At 71.6% G+C, this 23,225-nt stretch carries 17 protein-coding genes and 1 tRNA gene; 6 read left to right on the plus strand and 12 right to left on the minus strand.

Features of this window, described 5'->3' with window-relative positions:
• The 4 genes from Q0R63_RS01055 to Q0R63_RS01070 form a co-directional block, all read right to left on the minus strand.
• A partial coding sequence (locus Q0R63_RS01055; RefSeq protein WP_295692713.1) for a DUF4082 domain-containing protein occupies nucleotides 1-5,682 on the minus strand: 5,682 nt, incomplete at its 3' end.
• Nucleotides 5,672-7,147, minus strand: a complete 1,476-nt coding sequence (locus Q0R63_RS01060; RefSeq protein WP_295692716.1) for a sugar transferase — start codon at nucleotides 7,145-7,147, stop codon at nucleotides 5,672-5,674. The genes Q0R63_RS01055 and Q0R63_RS01060, both read right to left, overlap by 11 nt.
• A gap of 282 nt (nucleotides 7,148-7,429) precedes the next feature.
• The gene (gene pth, locus Q0R63_RS01065; RefSeq protein WP_295692719.1) at nucleotides 7,430-8,062 is read right to left on the minus strand and encodes an aminoacyl-tRNA hydrolase; all 633 of its coding nucleotides are present in this window, start codon (nucleotides 8,060-8,062) and stop codon (nucleotides 7,430-7,432) included.
• 122 nt (nucleotides 8,063-8,184) lie between these two features.
• Nucleotides 8,185-8,856, minus strand: a complete 672-nt coding sequence (locus Q0R63_RS01070; RefSeq protein WP_295692721.1) for a 50S ribosomal protein L25/general stress protein Ctc — start codon at nucleotides 8,854-8,856, stop codon at nucleotides 8,185-8,187.
• 360 nt (nucleotides 8,857-9,216) lie between these two features.
• On the opposite strand from Q0R63_RS01070, the gene Q0R63_RS01075 reads away from it, so the two are divergent.
• Entirely contained in the window at nucleotides 9,217-10,650 is a 1,434-nt protein-coding gene (locus tag Q0R63_RS01075; protein ID WP_295692724.1) for an MFS transporter, read from the plus strand.
• Nucleotides 10,647-11,660, plus strand: coding sequence for a hypothetical protein (locus tag Q0R63_RS01080; protein ID WP_295692727.1), 1,014 nt, complete (start codon nucleotides 10,647-10,649; stop codon nucleotides 11,658-11,660). Before Q0R63_RS01075 ends, Q0R63_RS01080 begins: the two co-directional genes overlap by 4 nt.
• 143 nt (nucleotides 11,661-11,803) lie before the next feature.
• On the opposite strand, the gene Q0R63_RS01085 is transcribed toward Q0R63_RS01080, so the two are convergent.
• The 3 genes from Q0R63_RS01085 to Q0R63_RS01095 are packed head-to-tail and all read right to left on the minus strand — an operon-like array spanning nucleotide 11,804 to nucleotide 14,678.
• Nucleotides 11,804-12,448, minus strand: a complete 645-nt coding sequence (locus tag Q0R63_RS01085; RefSeq protein WP_295692730.1) for an acetyltransferase — start codon at nucleotides 12,446-12,448, stop codon at nucleotides 11,804-11,806.
• Between the two features lie 7 nt (nucleotides 12,449-12,455).
• Nucleotides 12,456-13,640, minus strand: coding sequence for an L-2-hydroxyglutarate oxidase (gene lhgO / locus Q0R63_RS01090; protein ID WP_295692733.1), 1,185 nt, complete (start codon nucleotides 13,638-13,640; stop codon nucleotides 12,456-12,458).
• A gap of 54 nt (nucleotides 13,641-13,694) precedes the next feature.
• The gene (locus Q0R63_RS01095) at nucleotides 13,695-14,678 is read right to left on the minus strand and encodes an EamA family transporter (RefSeq protein ID WP_295692736.1); all 984 of its coding nucleotides are present in this window, start codon (nucleotides 14,676-14,678) and stop codon (nucleotides 13,695-13,697) included.
• A 105-nt stretch (nucleotides 14,679-14,783) separates the two neighbouring features.
• Between Q0R63_RS01095 and Q0R63_RS01100 the strand changes: the two genes are divergently transcribed.
• Nucleotides 14,784-15,362, plus strand: coding sequence for a CGNR zinc finger domain-containing protein (locus Q0R63_RS01100; RefSeq protein ID WP_295692738.1), 579 nt, complete (start codon nucleotides 14,784-14,786; stop codon nucleotides 15,360-15,362).
• Nucleotides 15,363-15,382: 20 nt separating this feature from the next.
• Here the strand turns inward: Q0R63_RS01100 and Q0R63_RS01105 are convergent, their stop codons facing one another.
• Entirely contained in the window at nucleotides 15,383-16,363 is a 981-nt protein-coding gene (locus Q0R63_RS01105) for a ribose-phosphate diphosphokinase (RefSeq protein ID WP_295692740.1), read from the minus strand.
• Nucleotides 16,360-17,901: a bifunctional UDP-N-acetylglucosamine diphosphorylase/glucosamine-1-phosphate N-acetyltransferase GlmU gene (gene glmU, locus Q0R63_RS01110; RefSeq protein WP_295692743.1), complete on the minus strand. Its 1,542-nt coding sequence runs from the start codon at nucleotides 17,899-17,901 to the stop codon at nucleotides 16,360-16,362. The genes Q0R63_RS01105 and glmU overlap by 4 nt, the downstream gene beginning before the upstream one ends.
• Nucleotides 17,902-18,223: 322 nt before the next feature.
• Between glmU and mptB the strand changes: the two genes are divergently transcribed.
• On the plus strand, nucleotides 18,224-19,879 hold the full coding sequence (mptB, locus tag Q0R63_RS01115; RefSeq protein ID WP_295692746.1) for a polyprenol phosphomannose-dependent alpha 1,6 mannosyltransferase MptB: 1,656 nt from the start codon (nucleotides 18,224-18,226) through the stop codon (nucleotides 19,877-19,879).
• Nucleotides 19,880-19,961: 82 nt separating this feature from the next.
• On the opposite strand, the gene Q0R63_RS01120 is transcribed toward mptB, so the two are convergent.
• Nucleotides 19,962-20,043 (minus strand) — tRNA-Gln (locus Q0R63_RS01120).
• Between the two features lie 85 nt (nucleotides 20,044-20,128).
• The gene (locus Q0R63_RS01125) at nucleotides 20,129-21,064 is read right to left on the minus strand and encodes a peptidoglycan recognition family protein (protein ID WP_295692748.1); all 936 of its coding nucleotides are present in this window, start codon (nucleotides 21,062-21,064) and stop codon (nucleotides 20,129-20,131) included.
• A gap of 103 nt (nucleotides 21,065-21,167) precedes the next feature.
• Here Q0R63_RS01125 and Q0R63_RS01130 point away from each other — a divergent pair, with 103 nt between their 5' ends.
• Nucleotides 21,168-21,767, plus strand: a complete 600-nt coding sequence (locus Q0R63_RS01130; protein WP_295692752.1) for a TetR/AcrR family transcriptional regulator — start codon at nucleotides 21,168-21,170, stop codon at nucleotides 21,765-21,767.
• A 3-nt stretch (nucleotides 21,768-21,770) separates the two neighbouring features.
• Here Q0R63_RS01130 and Q0R63_RS01135 read toward each other — a convergent pair whose 3' ends face one another.
• The gene (locus tag Q0R63_RS01135) at nucleotides 21,771-22,574 is read right to left on the minus strand and encodes a methyltransferase domain-containing protein (RefSeq protein WP_295692749.1); all 804 of its coding nucleotides are present in this window, start codon (nucleotides 22,572-22,574) and stop codon (nucleotides 21,771-21,773) included.
• Nucleotides 22,575-22,643: 69 nt separating this feature from the next.
• Between Q0R63_RS01135 and Q0R63_RS01140 the strand changes: the two genes are divergently transcribed.
• Nucleotides 22,644-23,144, plus strand: coding sequence for a MarR family transcriptional regulator (locus Q0R63_RS01140; RefSeq protein WP_295692751.1), 501 nt, complete (start codon nucleotides 22,644-22,646; stop codon nucleotides 23,142-23,144).
• Nucleotides 23,145-23,225: the final 81 nt, after the last annotated feature.

Raw genomic sequence — 23,225 nt, forward strand, 5'->3', positions numbered from 1 at the left:
GGTCAACGTGCCGGAACCGAAGTCCGCGGCGCTCGTCTGGGTGACCGGAGTCACCGTCGGCACATAGGTCGCGGCGGCCCCCGTCGTCGCCGGCGACGTCGTCGAGTTGATGGCTGCGTCGGCCGACGTCACGCGGTAGTAGTAGCGCGTGCTGGGGGCCAGCCCGGCCAAGGTCACGATGTGGGCCGTGCTTGCAGAACCGGTCGCCGTCGAGGTCAGCGCGGTGGCGGACGTGCCGTACTGGACGACGCTCGTCGAGGACTCGTTGGTCGTCCACGAGACGGTCGCGCTCGTCCCCGATCCGGTCGCGGCCACGGCGGTGACGACCGGGGGCGTCTGGTCGCCGAGGACGAAGGTGGCGGGAGCCGCCGGCGAGGTCGGGGACGTCGAGGCGTTGCCCGTCGGGTCGGCCGAGGTGACGCGGTAGTAGTAGGTCGCCGAGTCCGGTATGCCGCTGAGCGTGACGCTGTGCGCCGTGCCCGACGACCCGGTGGCTGTGCTGCCGAGAGCCGTCGTGCTGCCGTAGCTCACCACGGACGTGGCGCTCTCGTCGGTCGTCCACGTGATCGTCGCCGCGTGGGTGGCGACCGTCGAGCCCACGGCGGTGATCGTCGGAGGCGTGACGTCGGAGGTCTGGAAGGTCGCCGGAGCGGCTGCTGCCGCCGGTGACGTGGCCGAGTTCCCGGTCGCATCGGCGGAGGTCACCCGGTAGTAGTAGGTGCTGCTCCCCACGAGACCGCTCAGCGACACCGAGTGCGAGGTGCCGGAGGCCCCCGTCACGCTGGAGCCCAGGGCGGGTGTCGTGCCATAGCTCACGACCGATGTCGCGACCTCGTCGGTCGTCCAGGTCACCGTCGCGGTCGTGCCGACGGTCGTGCCGACGACGGCGCTGTTCGTCGGCGCGGTCGTGTCGGAGATGCCCCCCGGGACGAAGACCGGGTCGATCCAGTAGTTCGCCGACGACACGGCGGAGGGGAACCCACCGCCGTAGAGGTAGCGGCCACCGGTGGCCACGGTGTGGAGGGGCGCGTTGTCGACCGGGACGGCCAGCCCGTTCGCGGTCGCCGAGTAGTAGCCCGACGGCGCGAGGTAGGACACGACGTAGCTCGTCCCGGCGATCAGGGCCACGGGCGAGGCGAAGGTGACCGTCTGCCAGCCCGCCGAGGACTCCGACGACGTGGTCCCCGTCGCGAGACGGGTCCCGGTCGCCGACCACAGGGAGGCCGTGTGCGGCCCGGTGTTGCGTGGGCCCTTGTAGAAGCGGACCCCGGTGACCGCACCCGCGGTGTCGGCAGTGAACACGGTCCCGACCTCGACCGCGGCCGGGTCGTTCTGCGTGACCGAGGCCGGCGTGGTCGCGTCCGTCCAGATGCTGCACGGGCAGACGCCCGGCGTCGGGTCGGGCGCGGCGGTCGTGAAGGTCCAGGTCACGGGAGCCCCCATCGCGTTGCCCGCGACGTCGGAGGCGGACACCGACGCGGTGTAGGTCGTCCCACGCGCCAGCGGCGCGCTCGTGGTGTAGCTGACCCGGTAGGTCGTGTTGTCGTATCCCACGGTCCCGGGGACGGGCGCGCCCGTGGGGTCCGTCACGGTGAGGACGAGACCGGCCGTCGACAGGTCCTCGTTGAAGGTCGCTCCGACCACTCCTGAGGTGGACTGACTCGTCGATCCTGCGTAGGGGTCGGTGACGACCACCTGGGGCGGCGTCGTGTCCGCCACGGCCCCGGTCGCGAAGGTCGGGTCGACCCAGTAGTTCGTCGCTCCGTAGCTGTCCGTCGGGAAGGTGCTGGACGACCCGTAGCGATAGACGCCGTTGCCCGCCGGGACGGTCAGCGGGCCGTTGGTCCAGGGCGCGTCGAAGAAGTGGCTGGAGGCCGAGTAGTGGCCGCTCGGGGCGTAGTACGACACGACGTAGGTCGTCCCGGCGGACACCGGGACCGCATTCGGGAAGGTCAGGGACTGCCAGCCGGATGCCGACTCGCCGGTGAAGGTGCCGGTGGCCACCCGGGTCCCCGTGCTGCTCCACAGGCTCCCGGTGTGGGTGCCGATGTTGAGCGCCGACTTGTAGAAGCGCAGACCGGTGACCTTGCCGTTGATGGCCGAGGTGAAGGAGGTGCCGACCTCGATACCCGACCCGTCGTTGCCGTCGACGGTCGCCGGGACGGCGCTGCTCGAGAAGAGGGTGCACGGGCACACGCTGGCGCCCGCGGTCGTGAAGCTCCACGAGAACGGGCTCATGACGTAGCCGGAGAGCGCGGTCGCCCCGCTGGCGGTCGCGGTGTAGGTCATCCCGGCCACCATGGGGCTCGTCGGCACGAAGGTGATGGTGCGGGTCGCGGCGACGTATGCCGCGGTGCCGGGAACCGTTGCGCCGGTGGTGTCCTTGATGGCCAGCTGAGCCGTCCCTGCCTGGATCAGCCCGGCAAAGGTCGCCGAGATGGTCGACCCGGTCGGGACGTTGGTCGAGGCGGGTGCGGGAGCCGTCGAGGAGACGGTCGGGGCGGCGTCGTTCGCGGTGTAGACCAGGTCGACCCAGTAGTTCGCGGACGAGGCGGTCAGCGGCGCCCCGGTGCCGTAGGTGTAGACGGCACCCCCGGCCAGGGCATGCAGCGGGGAGTTGTCCACGCCGACCGCGAGTCCGTTGGGAGTCACGGCATACCCGCCGCTGGGCGCGTGGTACGACACGATGTAGGTGGTCCCGGCGGTGATGTCGACCGGGGACGTGAAGGAGGCTGTCTGCCACCCGCTGCTCGACTCACCGGTGAAGGTGAGGGTGGCCAGCCGGCCACCTGCCGTGCTCCACAGCGAGCCCGAGTGGGTCCCGAGGTTGAGCGAGCCCTTGTAGAAGCGGACGCCGGTGACGCTGCCATCGACGTCGGCGGTGAACTTCACGCCGAGCTCGACGCTCCCTGTGTCGCTGGCGCTGGCGGTCTGCGGGGTCGCGGAGTCCGGCCAGATCGTGCACGGGCAGATGCCTGGCAGCGGATCGGTCAGGGCGACCGTGAAGGTCCAGGAGTCGGGAGTGGCCATCGGCACGCCGGAGCTGCTCGACGCCGAGACCGTCGTCGTGTACGTGGCTCCATAGCTGAGGGGTGCGCTCGGCGTGAACTTGACTGTGCGCGTTGCCGGGTCGTAGACGAAGGAACCTGGGACCGAGGCGGAGCTCGCGTCCTTGAGGGTCATCGAGACCGTCGAAGCCGTCACGGTCCCGGCAAACGTCGCCGCGGGTTTGACCCCTGGCGCGACGCTGGTGGACCCCGCCATCGGGGTCCGGCTGGCCAGGGACGGCGGGGTGCTGTCGTCTCGGGTGAAAAGCACGTCGACCCAGTAGTTGGTGTCTCCGTAGGAGGCCGAGGGGAAGCCGTGACCGTTCGCGTACACCCCGTTGGTCTCCCCGGCAGGACGACCGCGGGCGCCCAGCGGTGAGGCGACGTAGTTCTTCGTCGTGAAGAAGTTGCTGTCGCCGGCGTAGTGGCCGCTCGGCGCGAAGTAGGAGACGACGTAGGTGGTCCCACCCGTCACGGCTACCGCGGTCGGGAGGGTGAGGGTCTGCCAGCCTGACGCGGACTCTGAGGTGAAGGTCCCGGCGGCGAGCGGTGCGCCCGTCGAGGTCCAGAGCGTGCCGGTGTGGGTGCCGGTGTTGGTGCTGCCCTTGTAGAACCGGATGGCCGAGACGAAGCCGTCCGTCTCCGGGACGAACTTGACGCCGAGCTCGACGGCGGAGGCGTCCGTCGTCGCGGGCGTCGACGGGACCTGCTGACCGAAGAGCGAGCAGGGACAGGTCACGGTCACGCCGACCGAGGTGGGCGCACTGAGGTTGGCGCTGTCGTCGTTGGCGCGGACCTTGATCGCCTGCGCGCCCACGCCACTGAGGACGCCGCTGTAGCTCCACGGGGAGGTCCCGGTCGCACGGTGGTAGGTGGTGCCGCCGTCGAGGGAGACCTCGACGGTCGTCACGACGCCCCCGACGTCGGTGGCCGTGCCGGACACGGTGACCTGGGCGCCGTTCCCGAGGGTGGCGCCCGGGGCGGGCGTCGCCACGGAGACGATCGGGGCCACGGTGTCGGTGGACTTCGTCGGCTGCACCAGCCCGGCCATGAGGGTCGTCGGGACGACGTTCATGTCGGCCAGCATGTTGAGGGTCGCCTGCTGCATCCGGGGGTCGGCGGCGTTGGTGTTGTCGCCGTCGTGGTATTGGTCGAGCCCCCAGCCCCACTGGATGGTGCCCGCGCCGAAGACGAGCGCACCGCTCGCCGCCCGGTAGAGCGTGAGGCTGTGGGTCGTCGTCCCCGGTGCGACCGTGTATCCGGCGACGTCCTGGACCTCCTGCGGGGTCGCTCCGGTCGTCGTCGACAGGTGCATCAGCCCGGCCGGCCGGGCGCCGTTGTCGAGGTCCTCGTCCGACTCGTAGCCCACCGTGTGGGGGGCGAGGGTGGCCGAGGCGCCGGCCGCCAGACCGGCCACCGTGGTGTTGCGCCAGAGGCGGGACCGGCCCTCGGCCGACGACACGGTGATCGCGAGGTCGGTGTTGTTGGACATGTAGAGGGTGCCGGTGAGCCCGTTCTCGGGGTTGGAGGCGTTGGGCGCAGCCTTGAACCGGGGGTCGCGCCAGGTGCTCGTCCCCTCCGCGCTGGGGTCGATCGGCGACGGCTCCCACGTGTCCTTATAGCAGACGAGGGTCCGGTTGGCAGTGCTCGTGCCGTCGATGCTCGGCTCGAGGCGGGTGTGCCAGTAGACCTCGTTGCCGGACAGGAACATCATGTTGACCCCGGCGTCACGGGCCGCCTCGACGTTGGTGCGCTCGGGCAGGCTCCAGTACTCGTCGTGGCCGACCGACAGGAACGCCTTGTGGTTGGTGAGGACCGTGGTGCCGGCGCTGACGTCGATGTCGGAGGTGTAGCTGACGTCGACGCCGTTGCGCTCGAGGAAGCGCAGCGTGGGGTATTCGTTGCTGAAGAGGAAGTCGCGTCCCGCCACGACCCCGCGGGTGGCGATCGGGCGGTTGTAGCTGATCTTGAAGGCCCGCGCCTGCGACCCGGTGACCGAGGTGGGGGCGGTGTAGAAGTCCGCGCCGCCGTAGGTGTTGTAGGCCTGCCACGTCATGTCGGAGGTCTTCAGGACCACGTCGGAGTGGCTCGAGTCGTCGCGCACCACGAAGGTGATGTGGCTGTCGTCGCCGTTGGCCTGCACGAGGTGGGCGATGTAGACGCCGGACACGGAGGAGCTGGGGACCGCCCAGGACGCAGAGACCGACCAGTTGCCGCAGTCGAAGTTCTGGGTCGACGCCTCGCTCAGGCAGGTGGGCTGGGTGGCCGGGTTGGGGACGCTGATCGTGCTGCTCTGCAGGCGCGCACCCAGGCCGTTGTAGTAGCCGAGGCGATAGACCTTGATGCTGTATGCCGCGGTGGACTTGATCTTGAACTGCACCGTCGCGCCCGGGTTGACGCTCATCTGGGTCGCAAAGCCCTGGATGGTGGTGGCACCGGCCCCGTCGGTGAGGTCCCACTCGGTCGAGGGGTTGCCCGTCTTGCTGTTCTCGCACGCGACCGCGTTGCCCGAGACGCAGGGGTCGCCGACGGCGAGCGCGGTGCGGCTGACCCCGAGGGTCGCCAGCACGGCGAGGACGACGACGCCGACGAGGCGTCGTCGGGTCCGTCGGGTGCGGGTCGGATCAGTAGGCACCGGAACCTCCGAGGACGGCTTTGAACGTACGGACGAGAATCTGCAGGTCGAGCACGGGGGACCAGTTGTCCACGTACCAGAGGTCGAGCCGGAGCGACTGCTCCCAGTCGAGGTCGCTGCGGCCGCTGATCTGCCAGAGGCCGGTCATGCCGGGGCGCACCCGCAGCCGTTGGACCGCGTCGGGCTCGTAGAGGTCGACCTCCCGCCGCAGCGGCGGCCGTGGGCCGACGAGCGACATGTCCCCGAGGAGGACGTTGATCAGCTGGGGCAGCTCGTCGAGGGAGTAGCGGCGCAGCACCCGGCCGACGGAGGTCACCCGGGGGTCGCGGCGGTCCTTGAACAGGACGCTGTTGGACTGGCCCTCGCGACTCATCGCGAGGAGCCGCTCCTCGGCGTCGACGACCATGGTCCGGAACTTGACCATCCGGAACGACAGGCCGTGCACCCCGACCCGTTCCTGGCGGAAGAACACCGGACCGGGGCTCGTGGCCCTGATCAGGACGGCGATGAGGAGCAGGACAGGCAGGGCCACGACGACGAGGAGGAGGCCGACGACGCTGTCGAGGGCCCGCTTGACCACCATCCGGCCGCCGGAGCTGATCGGCCGCTCGACGTGCAGGAGGGAGAGGCCGGCGGCAGGCCGGAGGCTGAGCCGCGGCCCCGCCACCTCGACGATGCCGGGGGAGACGAAGAGGTCGACGCCCCGCTCGGCCAGGGCCCAGCCCAGCCGCCGCAGCGGGGTCCCGACGAGGTCGGGGTGGCTCGAGACGGCGACCACCGTCGCACCGAGCGTGTCGACCGTGGTGAGGGCGGCCTCGGGCGGTCCGTAGACCCGCACGCCCTCGATGGTCGGCAGGTCCGAGCGCTGCCCGTCGAGCCCCGAGATGCAGGCCCCCACGATGCGCATACCGGTCTCGGGAGCCGAGGTGATCTCACGGATCAGGGACGCGACGGAGTCGCTGCGACCGACGACGACGGTGTCGAGCAGGCACTCCCCCGCGTGACGACGGCGGAACAGGCCGCTGCGCACGACGGCGTGGCCGATCAGGCTCCCGACGAGGACGGCGGGCACGAGGGGCAGGACGACGCTGCGGGGCAGGTCGAGCCGCCCGACGTAGCTGACGATGGCGATCGCGAAGGCGAGCACGGTCACGGCGCGCCCGACCGCCCGGTACTCGTCGGAGCCGGTCCCGAGCACCTGGACCCGATAGGCGCCGGCGGCGGTCAGGGCGACCACCCAGACCGGCGCCACGACGACCAGCCACCAGGCCGAGTTCAGCTCGTCGGTGCCGAAGCGGAGGGCGTAGCAGGCGAAGGCGGCGGCAGCAGCCACCCCGAGGTCGACCGACACGGCCTTGACCCGGTAGGCGACGAGCCAGCCGGGTGTGGAGGCGCGCAGGGTGAACCCCCCCGCCGTCCACGTCGGGGACTCCCCGACCCCGAACGTGCCCGCATAGTCCGTCACAATCGATCCCCGAATGCTCGACGAGCCCGGCGCCGTTTGGTCGGCGCCCACTGACTCGTGTCCTGCTCCCACGCGGTGTCCCGTCCGAAACCCCCACGGTTCGTGTGGAGAGGACACCGACGGCCCGCACGAGATGCATGCCCGGGCCGAGATCGAGCGTAGGAGAAAGGGTCAGGAGCCGGAATGGTCCGATGGGACCATTCCGAATCGCTTGGTGGCTATACGAATCGGGTGATGCCGACTAACCGGACAAGACAGGCCGGTCCCCGCGGGCGCAGGTCGTCAGCGTGGGGCATGGAAGCGCTGCTGGCTGTCGAGCAGCCCGACCTCGACGAGCGACTCGACGGCGTCGGCGGCGGTGTCGAGGGTGAACGGCAGCTCCGCCCGCTCGACCCCCGAGAAGTCGCGCAGCACGAAGTCGGCCGGGTCCATCCGGCCCGGCGGTCGCCCGATGCCCACGCGCACCCGTTGGTAGTCCTTCGTCCCGAGCGACGCGCTGATCGAGCGCAGGCCGTTGTGGCCCCCCTCGCCCCCGCCGCGCTTGAGCCGCACCTCGCCGGCGGGGATGTCGAGCTCGTCGTGGACCACGACGAGGTGGTCGAGGTCGACGGAGAAGAACGTCATGAGCGCCTTGACCGGCCCCCCGGACTCGTTCATGTAGGTCGAGGGGACCGCGAGCACGGCGCGCGGACCCGGCGCCCCCCCGGGGCCGGTCCCGAGCCGGAGCTCGTCGACCGCGGCGCGGGCCTTGTGCGCCTTGAAGCTCGGGGCGGCGCGCTTCGCGCCGCGACCACGCGGCATACCGGCGTCGTGGCGTCCGGCGAGCTCGTGCACGACCATGGCCCCGACGTTGTGCCGGTTGCCGGCGTAGCCCGGGCCGGGGTTGCCGAGTCCGACGACGAGCCAGGTGTCCACGACACGCCAGTATGCCGGGCGCTCGCCTCGGACGCGAAGGGCCCCGCACGACGTGGTCGTGTGGGGCCCAAGCTGTCGTGCGGGTCGTGCGGGTCGTGCCTGTTGCGCGGGTGGATCGGGCCTCAGGCCTCGTCGGCGGCCTCGCCCTTGGCGGCGTCGTCGCCCTCGGCGCCCTCGCCGTCGGCGGACTCGGGCTCGTCCTTCTCGATGCCGGCCTCGGCCTCGGCCTCGGCGAGCTCGGCCTCGAGCGCCTCGGCGGTGACCTGGGCGGTGATGTTGACCACCAGGGTCTCGGGGTCGGTGACGAGCTCGGCGCCCTCGGGCAGCTCGAGCGCGCTCGCCAGGATCTGGGTGCCGGCCACGAGGCCCTCGACCGAGACGACGACGTTCTCGGGGATGTTGGTCGCGAGGACGAGCAGCTCGACGGTCTGGGAGTCGACGGTGACGACGGTCTCCGGGGCGGCCTCGCCCTCGGTGTGGACGTTGACGTCGACGCTGACCTTCTCGCCGCGGCGGACCACGACGAGGTCGACGTGCTCGATGACCGGCCGGATCGGGTCGCGCTGGATGTCCTTGGCGAGGGCGAGCTGGACGGTGCCGTCGATCTCGATCTCGAGCAGGGCGTTGGCGGTCTTGAGCGCCATCATCGTGCTGTGGCCCGGCAGGGTGATGTGCACCGGAGCGGTGCCGTGGCCGTAGAGCACGGCGGGGATGTTGTGGGCGCGGCGGATCTTGCGGGCAGCGCCTTTGCCGAACTGGGTGCGGGTCTCGGCGACGAGCTTGGTCTCGGCCATGGGTCGTTCCTCCAGGAAGCGGTGGTGCGGGGCGCCTCACGGGTCTGAGGCAGGGGTGTCTGAAGCAGGGGTGTCGCGTGCGGTGGGCCTCGACGCGGGACGCGGCACGGACGATGACGTGGCGGCGCCCGGGGGCACGCACCGCGTCGATCACGGACGTCTGGTGGGGTCTGGCCCGCGCGAACGTCCCTCGCCGAGGCAACTCCCCGATGATACCCGTGCGGCCCGAGACCCGCGAAATCGCTGCGCCCGGAGCGGGGGCCTGCCTATCCTGGACAGGTCGGGACAGTCGGCGGGCCCGGCACACGGGGGCCGACATCGGGGGGCAGTGACAGCCCAGGGGCTGGATGGAGCGTTGACGTGTATCTCTCGGAGCGACTGCGCGCCGACTCGACGGAGACGCCCGCCCCGGCCACAGCGCTGCGGGACAGGGTCGCGCCCACCGTCATCCTGCTCGGGCTCGTCAGCCTCTTCACCGACATCTCCTCGGAGTCGCTGTCGGCCGTCCTGCCGCTCTACCTCACCGCCGTGCTCGGGCTCAGCCCCCTCGCCTACGGCTTCATCGACGGTCTCTACCAGGGCGTCAGCGCCCTCGTCCGGATCCTCGGAGGCTGGCTCGCCGACCGCGCCGACCGGCCGAAGTGGGTGGCCTTCGCGGGCTACGGCCTGTCGGCGGTCACGAAGATCGCGCTCATCCCGCTGCACGGGTTCGCGGCCGTCACGGCGGTGATCACGGTCGACCGGCTCGGCAAGGGGGTGCGCACGGCTCCGCGCGACGCGATGATCGCCGCGTCCACCCCGGCGCACGCGCTCGGTCGGGCCTTCGGCGTGCACCGCGCGCTCGACACGGCCGGTGCGGCGATCGGCCCGCTCGTCGCGTTCGCCATCCTGTTCTGGGTCCCGGGCGACTACACCTCGGTCTTCGTCGCCTCCTTCGCCGCGGCGATGATCGGGCTCGCGGTCCTCGGGCTGATGGTCCCCGACCTGCGTCCTCGGCGCGCCGGCGCGAGGACGGCGCAGGCGGCCGAGGAAGCGACCACGAAGCCGGACGAGCAGCCGACCACGAAGCCGGATGCACAGGCGACCGCGAGGCCGGACGCGCAGGCGACCGCGAAGCAGGACGCTCCCTCCTCGCGCGTCACCCCCTCGCTGCGGACGATGACCCGCAGCGGGATGGGCCGGCTCGTCGCCGCCACCGCGCTGCTCAGCGTGCTGGCGATCAGCGACGGCTTCCTCTACCTCTCGCTGCAGCAGCGCGACGACCTCGCCGCGACGTGGTTCCCGCTGTTGTTCGTCGGCACCAACGTCGCCTACTTCGCCCTCGCCATCCCCTTCGGCCGACTGTCCGACCGGATCGGCCGCGCCAAGGTCCTCGTCGCCGGTCACCTGCTCCTCGTCGGCGCCTACCTCTGCACGGCCGGCCCCGTGGGTGGGCTCGGGATGACGCTGCTGACCCTGCTCCTGCTCGGCGCGTTCTACGCCACCACCGACGGGGTGCTCGCGGCCCTGACCTCGACCCTCGTCCCGACCGAGGTCCGCGGGGTCGCGATCGCGACGACCCAGACCGTCGTCGCGCTGGGCCGGTTCGCCTCCTCCCTCACCTTCGGCGTGCTGTGGGCCTGGCTCGGCCGCGGGCCCGCGGTGCTCACGTATGCCGTCCTGCTCGCGAGCGCGATCCCCGTCGCCTGGTGGCTCCTGGCCGGGTTGCGCGCCCGCGGTGGCCAGGCGGCATCCGGGACAGCGGCAGACGGGACAGCGGCATCCGGGACAGCGGCATCCGGGACAGCGCCGTGACCACGCGCCTGCGGCTCGGTCTCCTGGTCGCGATCTGCCTCGTCCTCGTCGGGCTGACCGCCGTGGTCGTGGTGAGGTCCCGCTCGGTCCAGCAGGAGCAGCTGGCCTCGGCGCCCACGCAACCGACCGTGTCGCTCGCCGCGGTGAGCACCGGCCCGCGGATCGTGTTCCGCAACATGGCGCTGGGGCCGAACTACGGCCAGGTCGCCGTGGTGCCGCTCGCCGATCCGGCGGGCGCGCGCGTCCTCACGTCGCTGGCCTGCGACCGGGTCTTCGCGACCGCTGTGCGCACGCTCTGTCTCGGGTCCGACCGGGGCCTGGTGACGACCTACTCCGCCACCGTCTACGAGGATGCGACCGACGCGGCGACCCCGATCCCGTTGACGGGCAGCCCCAGCCGGGCCCGCCTGTCGGGCGACGGAACCCTCTCTGCGACAACCAGTTTCGTCGCAGGAGACTCCTACGCCTCGGTCGGCTTCTCCACGCGCACGGTGGTGACGACTCTCGCGAACCGGACGAGCGTCGCCCTCGAGGACTTCAGGCTGATCGACCAGGGCCGGAAGGTGAGCCCCCTCGACCGGAACTACTGGGGCGTGACGTTCGCCGCCGACGACGACCACTTCTACCTCACCGTCGCCTTCGGCGGCGTCACCCACCTCGCCTCCGGCCGGCTCTCCACCCGCACGGTGCAGACGGTCCGCACCGACGCCGAGTGCCCGTCCCTCTCGCCCGACGGCACGAAGGTCGCCTACAAGAAGCGGGGCGACCGCGGGCCCGGCGACTGGCGGCTCGCCGTCCTCGACATCGCGAGCGGCCGGGAGACCGAGCTCTCGGAGACGCACAGCGTCGACGACCAGGTCGAGTGGCTCGACGGCTCGCGCATCCTCTACGGCCTCCCCGGCCAGGGCACCGCCGCCGCCGAGTCCAACGTCTGGGTGGTCAACGCCGACGGCACGGGCACGCCGACCGTCCTCATCGCCAAGGCCTGGTCGCCCGCCGTCGTCCGCTGACGCCACGTGTGACCTCCCCTGCCGTCGAGGTGAAACCGCGGTCCCTAGCGCGCGATTTCACCTCTGCGCGTTTTTACCTCCGGCCGGGTTGAGGTAAAACCGCGGGCCATGGGGCGCGTTGATACCTCGTGGACCTGAGGAGGTCAGGGGCCGAGCCGCCGAGCCGGTATGCCGGCCCAGGTCTCCTGGGGCGGCACGTCCCGGAGCACCACAGCGCCCATCCCGATCGTGGATCCCGTTCCGACGCACAGGTTCTCGCGCACGGACGCCGCCATCCCGACGTAGGCCTGCGACCCGATGACGACCCCGCCACCGAGGACGACCCCGGCGCACACCGTGGCGAACGACTCGACCCGGCAGTCGTGGGTCAGGACGACCTGCGGCATGCAGACGACGTGCTCGCCCACGCGGACGTCGGCCGTGAGCACCGTGCCCGCCAAGAGGATCGACCCCGCGCCGACACTGGACCCCGCCCCGATCCGCACGCCAGGATCGACGACCGTGGCGTAACGCTCCCCCCCGACCCCGAGACCCGTGAGCCGCTCCACGATCGCCGCCCGGCTCGCACCCTTCCCCGCGCACACGACGAGGAGCGCCCCCGGATGCGCCACGACGTCGGAGATCGTCCCGAGCACCGGCAGCCCCGGGGCCACCTCCGTGCCGACGAGGGCGAGGTCGTCGTCGAGGCACCCGAGGACCTCGTCGCCGGCCGCCCATGCCGCCGAAGCCGCCTCTCGCGCAAGGCCGCTGGCCGCCACCAACAGCAGGGGCGCGCGGGATCCCGTCATGCCGGGCTCATGCCGACACCGCGTCGAGCCGATCCACCAGGTGGGCGGCGATCTCGAGCCCCGCCGTGGCCGCCGGCGACGGCGCGTTGATGACGTGGACCTGGTGCGTGGCCTCGGCGACGAGGAAGTCGTCGACGAGCGCGCCTGCGCGAGTGAGCGCCTGGGCGCGGACGCCGGCCGGCGCGCGGACCAGGTGCTCCGCCCCGATGCCGGGGACGAGCCGGGACAGGGCTCGGGCAAAGGCTTTTCGCGACAGCGAGCGCCCGACCTCTGCCGCACCCGGCACGAGGTTGTGCGAGGCCAGCCGCCAGAACCCCGGCCAGCGCAGCGACTCCCCCAGCTCACCGAGGTCGATGTCGCGCCAGGTGTACCCCTCGCGTCGCAGCGCGAGCACGGCGTTGGGGCCGGCGTGTACTCCGCCGTGCGTCGTCGAGGTGAGGTGCACGCCGAGGAAGGGGAACCGCGGGTCGGGCACCGGATAGATGAGGGTGTTGACGAGGTACTGCTTCTCGGGGACGAGCTCGAAGTACTCCCCGCGGAACGGCAGGATCTGCGCGCCCGGGTCGAGCCCGCACCCGGTGGCGACCTTGTCGGCATAGAGCCCGGCGCAGGCGACGAGCCCGTCGACGAGCAGGCTGTCGCGAGTGGTCTCGACGCGCAGCCGACCGGCCTCGGACCGCGCGGTCAGGAACCCCTCCCCCAGCCGGATCTCGCCGCCGGGCCGGACGTCCTCGGCGAGCGCGTCGCAGACCGCGGGGTAGTCGACGATGCCGGTCGACTCCACCCGCAGCGCCCGGACACAGCTGACGTGGGGTTCGTGCTCGCGGGCCTCCTCCGGCCCGATCATCCGGGCCGGCACCCCGTTGGCGACCGCTCGCGCGGCGAGCCGCTCGAGGCCCGGCACCTCGTCGGGGGTGACGGCGACGACGAGCTTGCCGCACCCGGCATACGGGATGCCGCGGTCCTGGGCGAAGCGCGCCATCGAGACGGCTCCGGCGGCGGCCATCCGGGCCTTGAGGCTCCCCGGCGCGTAGTAGAGCCCGGAGTGGATCACCCCGGAGTTGCGGCCGGTCTGGTGGCGCGCGAGCCCGGTCTCCTTCTCCAGCACGACGACCTCGTCGCCGCGGGCCACGAGCCGCGCTGCGGTAGCGAGGCCGACGATGCCGGCGCCGACGACGGCGTATCGACGCAAGCGGGGCTCCTCGTGGGCGTTTCCGGCCGCAGGAAACCACGGCACCGCCCAAATTTACCGGCTGCGGCGCAGCTCTCCGCCCCGAACCGCGATTACTCCCCCGACGATGAGCCCCCCGCCGGCGAGCTGGACGGGGTGCGGCAGCTCTCCGAGCAGCAGCCACGCGAAGACGATCGCGAAGAGCACCTCGCTCAGACCGACGAAGGAGGAGACCGTCGAGCCGAGCCGGCGGGCCGCGAACGTCCCCAGCAGGTATGCCGCAGCCGCGGCGATCAGTGCGAGCTCACCAACGGCGAGCCACCAGGGGATCGCGGCGCCCCCGACGCGGACGTCGTTGGTGTGGAACGTCATCGGGAGGATCCGTGCCGCGCCGAGCACCGCCAGCGTGACCGCACCGATGCCCATCCCGAGGGCCGCGACGGCGACGGCCGGCAGACCGGGGGTGTCCCGTGCGGCCGAGACGTAGAAGACCGCGAGCCCGACCGCGGCGAGCAGCCCCCAGAAGACGCCGACGGGATCCGGGCGCGACTGCCCGGCGAGGTCGAGCACGAGCCCGAGCCCGACGACGGCGATCGCGATGCCCACCCAGGTCAGCCCACTGGGCGCCCGGCGGGTGCGCAGCCAGACCCAGAGGACGACGAGGATCGTGCCGCAGTACTCCAGGAGCAGGGCCACTCCGACCGAGAGGTGCTGCACCGCGTTGAAGTAGGCGACCTGGCAGCCGGCCACGGCAATCAGGCCGTAGGCGAGGATCATCCCGAGCTCGGAGCGGACGACGCCCCACCGTCCTCTGAGGGCGACGAGCGCCGGACCGATGAGGACGAGTGCGGCGATGCCGACCCGCAGCAGCACGATCGCTCCGGAGGTCCAGCCGGTGGTGAGCAGCGCCTTGGCGAACGGGCCCGAGGTACCGAACGAGGCGGCCGTGAGCACCGCGGCGACGAGACCCACGTCGAGACGAGCACCGCTGTCCCGCAGACGTCCCCGAGCAGTACCCGAGACGGCTGGCGTCTGGGGCTGGGTGGACGGGGCAGTCATCGGCGTTCCTTCTGGGGTGTTGGGCGGGTGGTGCTGGTGGACCGCCGTCACGAGCGAAAACGACTATGCTCATGACGCTAGCCGATCGCGTCGTCAGGAGTCAAGATGCTTTTTGCTCATGACACAGAAGCCGCCCTCCAGTCGGTGGTCGACCTCGTCAACACGATGCCCGGAAGCGTGCCCGGAGACGGCGACGGCGACGTCCTCACCTCCGTGGATGAGCTCGACGACTTCGTCGTCGCCCACCGCTGGACCGGCAGCCGCACCCACGACGCCGCCGAGCTGCGGGCCGTCCGCCGGCTCCGCCCGCGGTTGCGGGAGCTGTGGTTCCTGTCGCAGGAGGAAGCGGTCGACGAGGTCAACGCGCTACTGGCGGAAGCGAAGGCCCTCCCGCAGCTGGTCCGCCACGACGTGTGGTCGTGGCACCTCCACGCGACTCCGCCCGAGGCCCCGCTGGCTACCCGCATGTCCGTCGAGGCGGCGATGGCCCTCGTCGACGTCATCCGGGCCGAGGAGCTCGACCGGCTCAAGCTGTGCGAGGCGCAGGACTGCGACGACGTGCTCATCGACCTGTCCAAGAACCGGTCCCGGCGCTACTGCGACGGCGGCTGCGGCAACCGCGCCAACGTCGCGGCATACCGGGCCCGCCAGGCTGACCAGGCTCACCCGGCGCAGCGCCCCTGACGAGGGCGGGGTTTCGGCGGTCAGGCCTTGCCGTCGAAGAGGCTCGTCACCGAGCCGTCCTCGAAGACCTCGCGGATCGCCCGACTGATCAGGGGCGCGATCGACAGCGTCGTGAGCTTGTCGAACTCCCGGTCGGGGGGGATCGGCAGGGTGTTGGTGACGATGACCTCGACGGCCGTGCAGTTCTTGAGCCGGTCCACGGCCGGGCCCGACAGGATCGCGTGGGTCGCCGCGATGACGACCCCACCGGCCCCGGCGGCCATCAGGGCGTCGGCGGCCTTGGTGATCGTGCCGCCGGTGTCGATCATGTCGTCGACGAGGACGCAGATACGGCCCTCGACCGCGCCGACGACGCGGTTGGCGACGGTCTCGTTGGGCCGGTTGATGTCGCGGGTCTTGTGGATGAACGCCAGTGGCACGCCGCCCAGCCGGTGCGACCACTCCTCGGCGACCTTGATCCGGCCGGCGTCCGGGGACACGACGGCCAGCGGCTGGTCGCCGTACTTCTCGGCGACGTAGTCACTGAGGATGGGCAGCGCCATGAGGTGGTCGACCGGGCCGTCGAAGAACCCCTGGATCTGGGCGGTGTGCAGGTCCACCGCCATCAACCGGTCGGCGCCGGCGGTCTTGTACAGGTCGGCCATCAGCCGGGCCGAGATCGGCTCGCGGCCGCGGTGCTTCTTGTCCTGGCGGGCATAGCCATAGAACGGCAGGACGACGGTGATCTGCTTGGCGGACGCGCGCTTCAGCGCGTCGATCATGATCAGCTGCTCCATGATCCACTGGTTGATCGGCGCGGTGTGGCTCTGGATGACGAAGGCGTCCGAGCCGCGGACCGACTCCTCGTAACGCACGTAGATCTCGCCGTTGGCGAAGTCGTAGGCCGAGGTCGGCACGAGCTCGGTCCCGAGCTCGTGGGCCACGGCGATCGCGAGCTCGGGGTGCGCTCGACCCGAGAAGACCGTCAGGCTCTTCTTGGTCGGCTTCTGGATGCCGGTCACGACCGCTCCCCACCCTCGCTGTCGGTATGCCGCGTGGCCGGCGGCCGCTCGGCGTCCGTCGGCTGCTCGGCATCCGGCGGCTGCTCAGGGTCCAGCGGCTGCTGGGCGGTCGCGGCCAGGGCCTTCCCGGCGGCCAGCGCGGTCGCCGTCCCCGACCGCTTCCGGGCGACCCAGCCCTCGACATTGCGCTGCCGGCCGCGCGCGACGGCGAGCTCGCCCGGACCGACGTCCTGCGTCACGGTCGACCCGGCCGCGACATAGGCACCGTCGGCGACGTGGACCGGGGCGACGAGGACGGAGTCGCTGCCGACGAAGCTGTGCGCGCCGACGGTGCTGCGGGACTTGGTCACCCCGTCGTAGTTCGCGAAGATCGTGCCCGCCCCGATGTTGGCGCCGTCGCCGATGGTGACGTCACCGGCATACGTGAGGTGGGGCACCTTGGCGCCCGTGCCGATGATCGCGTTCTTGGTCTCGACGAAGCCGCCGATCTTGCCGTGCGCGCCGAGCTCGGTGCCCGGGCGCAGGTAGGAGAAGGGACCGACGCTCGCGCCGGCGCCGATGACCGCGAGGACCGCCTGGGCGCGGACGACCTCCGCGCCGTCGCCGACCTCGACGTCGGTCAGCGTCGTGTCGGGGCCGATGACGCAGTCGGCGCCGATCGTCGTCGCGCCGTGGATCTGGGTGCCGGGATGGATGACGGTGTCCTCGCCGATGGTCACGTCGGCGTCGATCCAGGTCGTCGCCGGGTCCACGACGATCGCTCCCGCGAGCATCGCCCGCTCGACGAGACGGCGGTTGAGCTCGGCCCCGAGTCGGGCGAGCTGGATCTTGTCGTTGACGCCCTCGGTCTGCCACAGGTCGTCGATGAGGTGGGCCGAGACCCCGAGCCCCCGCCCGCGGACGATGGCGAGGACGTCGGTGAGGTACTTCTCGCCCTGGGAGTTGTCGGTGCCCACCTCGGCCAACGCGGACCGGAGGACGGCAGCATCGAACGCGTAGAGACCGGAGTTGATCTCGGTGATCGCCCGCTGCGCGTCGGTGGCGTCCTTCTGCTCGACGATGCCGGCGACCGAGCCGTCGCGGTCGCGCAGGATCCGGCCGTAGCCGGTCGGGTCGGCGAGGCTGGCGGTGATGACGGTGACCGCGCTCGCACTCTCGGCGTGGGCCGCGAGCAGGCCGAGCAGCGTGTCCGACGCCAGCAGCGGGACGTCGCCGTAGGTGACGAGGACAGTTCCCTCGAGGTCGGGAGGCAGGGCCGCGAGGCCGCACTCGACGGCGCGGCCCGTCCCCTTGACCTCGTCCTGGTCGGCGATCACGACGGTGGGGTCGAGCCCGTTGACGTGCGCGGCGACGAGGTCGCGCTCGTGGCGGACCACGACGGCGAGGTGCTCCGGGTGGGCTCCGCGCGCCGCGTGGATGGCATGGCCGACGAGGGTCCGACCGCCGATCGCGTGGAGGACCTTGGGTCGCCGGGACCTCATCCGGGTGCCCTCCCCTGCGGCGAGGACGATGACGGCGGCCGGGCGAGGGGTGCTCACGCTGGGGGTTCTCCAGTTGGTGGTGCTGGGTGCTGGGGTGCTGGGGTGCTGGGTGCGGCGTGGTGCGGCATACGGAGGTCGTGCCGGTGCTGCGGGACCTGCTCGCGACCATCGGTCATGCTACCGGTCACTGCAGTCGTGCCCGGATCGCCCCTTTTTGTGCAGAACCGCGGCATACGGTAGCCGCTGCCTCTCATGACGCCCTCCCACATACTGTGACGTGTCCACGCCCACGCAACCGGGAGCGAGCGGGCCCAGCCGATACTGTCAGGGGACTCCAACGGTTCTCGGGCCGTGCCGGGACAACGCTTGGAGACCATCGATGACACTGACCTCCGCGTGCCGCGACCCCGAGGTCGGCACCGCCGCCCGGTGGCGTGACGCCGTCGGTGGCGCCTGGGCCATCCCTGCGGTGCGCGAGGGGACGCTGGGCTCGTGCTTCATCTTCGTCGGGTCACTGACGCCCGCCTTCCTTCCCGAGGACAACGCGTTCACCCACGTCTGGCTGCTCCGGGAGCTGCAGCACGGTGCCGGACGCGTCCTGGCCACGGCCGTCCTGCTGCTCGGAGTCCTCATCCTCCTGCGGGCCTGGCTGCGGCTGCACCCCCGTGACGACGGCGTCGACATCGGCCGGGCCACCCTCGCGCTGTGGAGCCTGCCCCTGCTGCTCGCGCCACCCCTGTTCAGCAGCGACGCCTACAGCTACGCCGCCCAGGGCCGCATCGTCGCGCAGGGCCTGGATCCCTACGTGCTCGGACCGGGGTTTCTCGGCGGCGACTTCGCCGAGCAGGTTGATCCCCTCTGGTTCTGGACCCCCGCGCCCTACGGCCCGCTCGCCCTGCAGGTCCAGCACGGGATCGTCGACCTGATGGGGAACAACCCGTATGCGTCCGCGGTCGGGATGCGGCTACCCGCGATCGCTGCGCTGGTGGTCATCGCGCTGCTGCTGCCCCGCATCGCCACCGCGCTCGGCCGGGACCCGCGGTTCGCCCTGTGGCTCGGCGTGCTCAACCCGCTGACCGTGCTCCACCTGCTCGGCGGAGCCCACAACGACGCCACGATGATCGCCTTCGTCGTCCTGGCCCTCTGGCTCGCGACAAAGCGGCGGCTCGTCCTGGCCTCCCTGTCCGTGGCGCTCGCGGCCGCGGTGAAGCAACCGGCTCTCGTCGCGGTCATCGCGGTGGGACTCCTGTGCGCCCCGGCCCCTTCCCTGTCCCGCACAGCGGCCTGGACGCGGGAGCGGGTGGTCCACGTCGCCGCCGCGACAGCGGTCGCGCTCGGGGGCTTCGCCGCCATCACCGCCGCCACGGGGTTGGGCTACGGCTGGATCGGCGCGATGCACGTCCCCGGCGATGTGCGGACCTACCTCGCCCCGTCGACGGGGCTGGGCTCCCTCCTCGAGCTCCTGCTGCACCTCACGCGGCACCAGGTCGCCGCCGGCCTCGCGGTGCCGGTCGCGCGGATCGTGGCGTTGACCGCCTGCGCCCTCGTGGTCGGGTGGCTGGTCCTGCGCAGGGCTCCGCGCGAGCCGGTGACGGTGCTCGTCGTGATCTTCCTGCTGATCGTCGTGTCCGCCCCGTCGCTGCACCCGTGGTACGTCCTCTGGGGCGGCCTGCTCCTCGGTCTCACGTCGGTCGACACGGCCCGGCTGCGGTGCGCGACCTGGCTCACGGCGCTCTTCGCGTGCTATGGGGTCATCGACTTCTCGGTCCACAACGGGCTCGTGGCGTTCGGTGTCTCCGGTGGGCTGGCGCTGCTGTGGGTGGCGACGGGACACGATCGCGAGCTCGTGCACCTCGGGACGACGCAACACCCTCGACGGAGGGCGCCGGAGCCGGTGGGTGCGGCGTCGTCCCGCACTGGGTCGAGCCCGGTGGGCGCGGCCCTGTCGGATCGTCGACGCGGTTGGCGTAAGGGGCGCACCACAGGGTCACGCGTTCAGCCGTCCTGGCGGGATCTCGCCGAGCGCGAGGGCTAACGGGATGGCTCCCCGGGATGGAATCGAACCATCGACGCCGATCCTGGTTCCATCGAGCAGAGTCGGGCCCGCGTTTAAGAAATGGCTCCCCGGGATGGAATCGAACCATCGACGCTAATCCTGATTCAAAGTCAGGCGGGCCCTGCCAGCAGACCAACCGGGGAACGTGCGGCTCCGAGCCGGACGGCTCCCAAGGGTAGTCGACCAGTGCCCCGGAGAAGGACCTGACCGCTACGCGCTCGAGCAGGCTCAGAGGCGGGCGCGGAACTGCGCGACGTCCGCCGATTGCCAGTCGACGTGGTCGTTCCGCCACCCGAGGAGGTCGTGGAAGTGCGGGTCGGCGTTGGCCATCGCATGACCGATGACCGAGCTGGTGGGTATGCCGTAGGTCGCCTGGAGCTGCCGGACGAGGGCGAGGGCCGCGTCGACCTGGGCCGGGCGGGCGAGGATCTGCTGGTCGGCCCAGCCTCCCGAGGGGCCGGCCGGCTGCACCATCTCGATCCCGATGGCCTGGTCGTTGAGTCCGATGGTGTGCCGGCACCGGATCGTGACGGGCACGAGCGAGTAGATCGTGCCGTCGCGGTCGATGACGTAGTGCGAACACGTCCCCGGCAGCTCGCCGAGGTTGGGCACGTCCTGGGCGAAGGTGTCGCGCGCCGAGGTCCACGTCGCGCCCGCGGTGAAGTGCAGGACGATCATCGTCGGGGTCAGCCGCGAGGACGCCGAGCCATAGTGCCGGAGGGAGTATGCCGCGGTCTCGGCGAGCCGCGCGGCCCCGAACGGGAGGGTCGCGTCGACGACGAACAGCTTCGCCTGCGCCGGCGAGACGGGTGACGCGGTCTCGGTGGGTATGGCAGCCGTCGAAGCCACGGCTCGCGAGGTCGGCACTCGTGACGTCGATGCCCGTGAAGGGCTCACCGCGGGAGGAGTGGTCGTCGAGGAGGCGGTGCTGGAGGCCTGCCCGCCGGTCGACGTCGACGGGTCGCTCGAGGTCTCCGTGGTGCCGGTATCGAGCGAGGTCGTCGTCGTCTGCGCGGCAGCCGCCTCCTGCCGAGCCAGGTCGGCCGCGGCGTGCAGGACGGCAGGGTCGGTGGAGGTCGCCGCCGGGAGGCTGCCCGCGCACCCGGCGAGCGCGGCAGCGAGCACCAGCGGCGCGGCATACCGGCTGATGGGGCGGACGATCACCCGCAACACGGTAACCGGTCGGGACGGAGGCACGCGCGATGCGCGGCACAATGGGGTCGTGGCCTCACGCGACTCGACCGGCAACGGCTCCGGACGACTCCGGATGACCGGCAAGGAACGGCGCGAACAGCTGCTTGTCGTCGGCCGAAAACTGTTTGCCGAGAAGGGTTTCGAGGGCACGACGGTTGAGGAGATCGCCGCGCAGGCCAGTGTGAGCAAGCCGGTGGTCTACGAGCACTTCGGCGGCAAGGAAGGCCTCTACGCCGTCGTCGTCGACCGCGAGATCCGCACGCTCCTGGACGGGATCTCCGTCGCACTCGCGGAGGAGACGACGTCGCGCGGCCTGGTCGAGGCGGCCGCGCTGTCGCTCCTCGGTTACATCGAGACCTCCACCGACGGCTTCCGCATCCTCGTGCGCGACTCCCCGCCGGGGCAGCCCAACGGGTCGTTCGCGAGCCTCATCAGCGATGTCGCGACCCAGGTCGAGCACCTCCTCGCGGCGGAGTTCAAGATCCGCCGGCTCGACACCAGGACCGCCCCGCTCTACGCCCAGATGCTCGTCGGCATGGTCGCCCTGACCGGGCAGTGGTGGCTCGAGTCGCCCAAGTTCAAGAAGACCGAGGTCGCCGCCCACCTCGTCAACCTCGCGTGGAACGGCCTGAGCAACCTCGAGCAGAAACCCCGCCTCGGTCGCGACTCCTGACGGCTAGGTGTCAGTCGGCGCGTGGCCGACGGCAAAGATCCGCGAGAAGGGGAAGGCCACGCCGAACGACTGCCGGGGGTAGGCGCGGTCGAGCACGGAGACGTAGTCGTCGACGAAGGCCTTCAGCTCCGTCTCGTCGGTGAGCACCTCAAGCACCGGGCGCAGTCCCGTGCCGCGGACCCACTCGAGGACCGGGGAGCGTTGCGCCCCCACGGGATCCAGCACCTGCTGATAGGTCGTCTCCCAGACGTCGACCTCGAGGCCGAGCCCGGCCAGCGCGCCGAGGTATGCCGCCGGCTCGGCCACCGCATCGGCCCGCGCCAGTCCCGGGGCCAGGTCGGCAGCCCGTGCGTGCCGCGCCGCGACCTCGCGCATCAGGACGTGTGACGGCGCCCCGAAGTTGGACGGCACCTGCATGGCGAACCACCCGCCCGGGGCGAGTGCGCCGACCCACCGCGGGATCAGGTCGAGGTGCTCGGGCACCCACTGGAGGGTCGCGTTCGTCGTCAGCACGTCCATCGGCCCGCCCAGGGTCGCCGGGTCCCAGCCCTCGGCGCGCGCCAGGACCCACTCGACCCGACCATCGGTGTCGAGCTCGCGGGCCCGGGCCAGCATCTGCGGCGACGAGTCGATCCCCACGACCCGCGCCTGCGGCCACCGGTCGGCGAGACCGAGGGTCAGCGGGCCGTCACCACACCCGAGGTCCACCACCAGCCCGGGGCTCGGAGCGTCGACGCGACCGAGCAGGTCGGCGAACGGCCGCCCCCGGTGGCCGCTGAAGAGGGCGTACTGGTGCGGGTCCCACATGGTGTCTCCCCTGTGACGTCGGTCAAGTATCTTGATATCAAGATACTTGATGATAGGTAGACTTTGGTCGTGAGTGCAACACCGGGCGACGAGGTCGACCGCATCGTCGCCGCTTGGCGCCGGGAGCGGCCGGACCTCGACGTCACGCCGCTCGACGTGCTCTCGCGCATCTCGCGGCTGGCCCGGCACCTTGATCTGGCGCGCAACTCGGCCTTCGCCCGACACGGCCTCGAGGGCTGGGAGTTCGACGTCCTGTCGGCCCTGCGCCGCTCGGGCAAGCCCTACCAGCTCTCCCCCGGACAGCTCGTCACCCAGACCCTCGTCACCTCCGGCACCATGACCAACCGCGTCGACCGGCTCGTGACCCGTGGCCTCGTCGGCCGCAGCCCCGACCCCGACGACCGGCGCGGCGTCATCGTCGCCCTCACGCCGTCCGGACGCGAGGTCGTCGATGCGGCGATGTCCGACCTGCTCGACCGCGAGCGGCTGCTGCTCAGCCAGCTCCCGGCAGTGGAGCGCGAGCACCTGGCGGCGACGCTCCGCGGGCTCCTCGAGCCCTTCGACAGCTGACTCGGCCGCCGCTCGCCCTTGGAGCCGGCCCGTGGAGCCGCTCCCCCCTCTCGCTGAGGTCGTGGTCTGGCGTCCAGGTCG

The sequence above is a fragment of the Lapillicoccus sp. genome, from assembly GCF_025353065.1.
Lineage (GTDB): Bacteria > Actinomycetota > Actinomycetes > Actinomycetales > Dermatophilaceae > Lapillicoccus.